We start from the raw sequence: 3,540 nt of genomic DNA, 5'->3' as shown, positions 1-3,540 counted from the left end.
CTGTCCTCCTGATGTCCACCCCTACGCTCAACCCCGCACCGGCCGACCAGGCCGTCGAGCCCGCCGCGCCGCACAGAGTGGCGAGCAGACCGCCGACCACCGCGATCGCCGCGGCGCCGACGAAGGCCGCGGAGAAGCCCGAGGTCAGGCCCTCGACGGTGGCGTCCGGGGTCCGGGCGCCGGCCAGCGCGGTCATCGCGGCCAGGCCGAGCGCCGAGCCCACCTGGTAGCCGGTGTTGACGATGCCGGAGGCGAGGCCGCCGTCCTCCGGGGGCGCGCTGGAGATCGCGGTGCCGAGCGAGGGGATGAAGGCGAGCGCCATGCCGATCGCGGCGAGCAGCGAGGCGGGCAGCACGTCGGTCCAGAAGTTGCCGTCCGGGCGGGCCAGCGAGAGCCCGAACAGACCGGCGCCGAGGGCCAGCATGCCGGTGACGACCAGCGCCTTGGGGCCGAAGCGGGCGATCAGCTTGGGCGCCAGGGTGATCATGATGCCCATGATGGCGACGGTCATCGGCAGCAGGGCCGCGCCGCTGGCGAAGGCGCCGAGGTGGAGCACCTGCTGGAGGTAGAGGTTGAGGAAGAACCACATCGGCACCCAGGCCGCGGCCAGCAGGAACTGGGCGAGGTTGGCGGCGCCGAGGTTCGGCACCCGGAAGATGCTCAGCCGCATCAGCGGCTCGCGGCGCTTGCCCTGGATGACCAGGAAGACGATCAGCAGCACGGCGGCGCCGGCCAGGGTCAGCAGGGTCGGGGCCGAGGCCCAACCCGCCTCCGGGGCACGGACGACGGCGTACACCGCGGCCGCCAGGCCGCCGGTGACGGTGAGCGCGCCGACGACGTCGATGCCGCCGCTGCGCCGGGGCGCGGTGGGCATCAGCGCGGGGGTGGCGAGCAGCGCGACCACGGCCACCGGGATGTTGATGTAGAACACCCACGGCCAGCTGATGTACTGGGTGATCAGGCCGCCGAGGAAGACGCCCGCGGTGCCGCCGGCCGGTGCCGCCGCGCCGTACAGGGCGAAGGCCTTGGTGAGCTCCTTGGGGTTGCCGCCGAAGAGCATCATCAGCAGGGTGAGCGCCGAGGGGGCGATCAGTGCGGCGCCGAGGCCCTGGACGCCGCGACCGGCCAGTTCGGTCGGCACGTTCTGGGCGAGCCCGGCGAGCAGCGAGCCGGCGCCGAGGATCGCCCAGCCGGCGCTGAACAGGCGGCGGGCGCCGAGCAGGTCGGAGAGCCGTCCGCCGAGCAGGAGCAGGCCGCCGAAGGCGACCACGTACGCGTTGAACACCCAGGACAGGTCCTCCTGGCCGAAGCCGAGGTCGTCCTTCATCTTGGGCAGGGCCACCCCGATGATCGAGGTGTCCATGATCACCACGAACTGCGCGGCGGCGATCAGCGCCAGCGCGCGCCACCTCCGGGGGTTCGGCCCGGTGTTGTCGGTTGCCATTTCTCTTGCTCCTTACCCATTGGGGGTATCTGCCAGCGGCCGGGGCCGGGGGCGTCCGGACGCGGCCGAAGGTCGTCAACTCGCAGTACGGGCAAGGTGAGCGCCTCCGGCCGACGGCTCCGGCGGGGACGTCGATGAACATACCCTAGGGGGGTAGGGTTTATCTACGGAAGGCAGCCGGGGAATCCGGCGCCATGGGGGTGGGGGGTATGTGCCTCGGGACCCGACAGGGCGCGGGGCGGGAATCCGGTGATCTCCGGCGGGGTTCACCCGGTGTCAGCACTCAGTGAAACGAAGGGACTTCCGTGCGCGCCATCCGGATCGACCGTTTCGGCTCCCCCGAGGTCCTCGACCTCGTCGAGGAGCAGCGGCCCGTGCCCGGCCCCGGGGAGGTGCTGGTGCGGACCGTCGCGACCGGCATCAACCCCGTGGACGACAAGACCCGGGAGGGGGCCATCGGCGAGGGGACTCCCCCGCTGCCGCTGACCCTCGGCTGGGACCTGGCCGGGGTGGTGGTCGACGGCGGCGCCGGCCCGCTGCGGGCCGGGGAGCGGGTGTTCGCGATGTCGCACCAGCTCGACACCGCCCGGGGCACCTGGGCCGACCTGGTCGCCCTTCCGGCGGAGGCGGTGGCCGTCGCACCGCGGACGGTCAGCCTGGTCGAGGCCGCCACGCTGCCGCTGCCCGGCCTGACGGCGCTGCAGACCCTGGACTGGCTCGCGGTGTCGGCCGGCGAGCGGCTGCTCGTGGCCGGCGCCGCCGGTGCGGTCGGCGGCCTGGCCCTGCAGATCGCCCGGGCGCGCGGCGCCGAGGTGGACGCCCTGGTCTCCCGGGACGGCCAGGCCGCCTTCGCCCGCGAGCACGGCGCGGGCCTGGTCTCCACCGACCCCGCCGACTTCCGGGGCCGCCGCTACGACGCCGTCTTCGACACCTTCGGGGCCTTCGTCACGGAGGCGGTCGCGGACGGCGGCCGGTACGCGTCCATCGCCACTCAGGCCGGCCCGGTGCCCGACCTCTCCGCCCGGGGTGTGCGCACCACCGTCCACCAGGTCCGCGAGGACGGCGCCGGGCTGGCCGAACTGGCCCGGCTCGTGGACGACGGCGCCCTGCGCCCGCGCGTGCACGCCACCTACGGGCTCCACCGGATCCGGGCCGCGCACGAGCGGTTCCGGGAGGGCGGGCTGAGCGGGAAGATCGTCGTCACCTTCTGAGACCTCCCGGTCGTGCCCGGGCCGGGGCGACGGCCGTCGCCCCGGCCCCGCGCGTCACCGGATCACCGTGCCGCCGAGGGGAGTTCGCCGGGCCGGTCGGCCGCGCCCTTGGCGAGGACGGCCGAGGTGCCGACCACCGTCCCGGCCGGGCCCGCCTCGCCGTCCTCGCCGAGGACCGTGCGCTCGCCGAGGAACGCGTACGTGGTCCGGTCGAAGATCCACTGCGTCTGCTGCCCGTGCGCCGTACGGGCCACGGCGATGCCCTCGCGCCCGGCGGCGTCGACGGCCGACGGGACGACGGTGACCCCGGGGATCCGTTCGGCGGCCCGGCAGAGCGCGGCGCCGACCTGCGGCGGGGCCCAGGTCTCGGCCAGCAGGTCGCCGATCGCGGCGAAGGCCCGCTGGTCCGGGTCCCCGCCGCGGCCGCCGTCCCGGATCAACGCCAGCAGGGCGTCCGGGTCGGTGGGCAGCGCGGCGACGTAGGTGTGGGTCGGCGCGTCGATCGACGGGGCGCCTCCGCCCGGGGCGCCTCCGCGCGGGGCGTCGAGCCGGCTGTCGGGACCGCCCTGCTCGCGCAGCAGGCCGGGACGGCTGCCGTCGGCGGAGAGCCAGACCTGCCGGGTGTGCACGGGCGCCATGGTCACCGGACCGCCGTCCGCGCTCTGCGCCGCGTAGCCGACCCGGCTCTCGATGTAGACGAACTGGTCGGCGCGGACCGGCGGTTGCTCCGGACCGTCGGCGGCGGCGAGCGCGATGCGGTCGAGGAGGCGCACCGCCTCGGCGGTGGCGGTGACGCCCTCGGAGACCGCCGGGGGCTCGCGCCCGGGCGCACCCCCGAGGTCCACCGCCAGGACGCCGGCGACGGCCAGGGCGCAGGCGAGCGCC

At 75.4% G+C, this 3,540-nt stretch carries 3 protein-coding genes; 1 reads left to right on the top strand and 2 read right to left on the bottom strand.

What is annotated here, in order from left to right; translation table 11 throughout:
- The coding region (locus tag ABZW03_RS38670) for an MFS transporter (RefSeq protein WP_355269233.1) at positions 1–1,444 on the bottom strand (1,444 nt) is incomplete at its 3' end.
- 305 nt (positions 1,445–1,749) lie between these two features.
- Here ABZW03_RS38670 and ABZW03_RS38665 point away from each other — a divergent pair.
- Positions 1,750–2,655, top strand: a complete 906-nt coding sequence (locus ABZW03_RS38665) for an NADP-dependent oxidoreductase (RefSeq protein ID WP_355269231.1) — start codon at positions 1,750–1,752, stop codon at positions 2,653–2,655.
- Between the two features lie 62 nt (positions 2,656–2,717).
- On the opposite strand, the gene ABZW03_RS38660 is transcribed toward ABZW03_RS38665, so the two are convergent.
- Positions 2,718–3,540, bottom strand: an 823-nt coding sequence (locus ABZW03_RS38660) for a CU044_5270 family protein (RefSeq protein WP_355269229.1), incomplete at its 5' end; no start/stop codon positions are given.

The organism is Kitasatospora sp. NPDC004799 (assembly GCF_040609095.1).
Taxonomy (GTDB): domain Bacteria; phylum Actinomycetota; class Actinomycetes; order Streptomycetales; family Streptomycetaceae; genus Kitasatospora.
Note: the sequence above shows the minus strand (reverse complement) of the source record. Positions and strands in the feature narration are given on the sequence as shown.